The 1,133-nt window shown below is 72.2% G+C and carries 1 protein-coding gene; it reads left to right on the top strand.

Annotated elements, in window-relative coordinates; all coding sequences use genetic code 11:
• Window positions 1-1,133, top strand: a 1,133-nt coding sequence (locus tag AC1DZ6_RS25610) for a family 20 glycosylhydrolase (RefSeq protein ID WP_477099895.1), incomplete at both ends; no start/stop codon positions are given.

Below are 1,133 nucleotides of genomic sequence, written 5' to 3'. Positions count from 1 at the left end.
TGCTGGCGCGGATCACCCTGGCCGACGGGGCAGGGCCGCCGGCGGGCGTGTCGATCTATTTCAGCAGCGTCGTGCCGATCCTGAAGGCCGACAGCGACGGCTTCGCCCTGACGCATATCAACGGCGATCTCTATCGTCTGACGCCAACGCCCGACTTTCGCGGCTTGCCGCCGGACCAGGTCGCCACCATCGATCTGACGCTCGCGGGCCACCAGCTGTCCGAGCTGTATCCCATGCCCAACTACTACGTGGCCGCCGAAGGGCTGGCGGCGCGGACCATCGCCAGCACTCGGCCGGTGATCGATCCCGAGACCGGGCTGGAGAGCCTGGCCTTCGTCGCGCCGTTCACGGACGAGGCCCGGCTGGCCGGCGGTGTCGCCGCCGACGCCACGGTCTGGGCCACGCCGCCCCGGATCTACGCGGTCAACGCGGCTGCGGGAGCGACCGCCCAGCCGGTTCCCCGCGCCGCCGTCCTGCCCACGCCKCTGCGGACGAAGCTGGATCCGCGCGGCGGCGCGCTGGACCTGTCGCGCGGCCTGAAGGTGTCGACCAGCGGCGTCCCGCGCGCGGCCCTCGAGGCCGGCCTGGCCCACCTCGCCAAGGCCGGGGCGGGCGAGGCCGCCGCCGGCGTTCCGCTGCGGATCAGGATGGCGCCCGCCGAGAAGCTGGCGGCCGGGGGCTACCATCTGACGATCAAGGCAGGCGCGATCGAGATCGTCGCTTCCGACGCCGAAGGCGCGGCCAACGGTCTGGCGTCGCTGGCCCAGTTGGTCGACGCTCGCCGCACCGTCCCGCTGCTGGCCATCGAGGACGCCCCGCGCTTCGACTTCCGCGGCCTGCACGTCGACGTGGCCCGCAACTTCCATTCCAAGACCGAGATCCTGGCGATCCTGGACCAGATGGCGGCCTACAAGCTGAACCGCCTGCACCTGCATCTGGCAGACGACGAAGGCTGGCGGGTCGAGATCGCCGGCCTGCCGGAGCTGACGGACATCGGTTCGCGGCGCTGCCACGACCCGAGCGAACGCACCTGCCTGCTGCCGCAGCTGGGCGCGGGGCCGGACCCGTCCACGCCGGTCAACGGCTTCTATTCCCGCGCCGACTACATCGAGATCGTCCGCGCGGCCCAGGCG

This window comes from Caulobacter sp. P1_B12_2, from assembly GCF_056406675.1.
The sequence above is the reverse complement of the archived record's forward strand: the minus strand, read 5'-3'. Positions and strand labels throughout refer to the sequence as shown.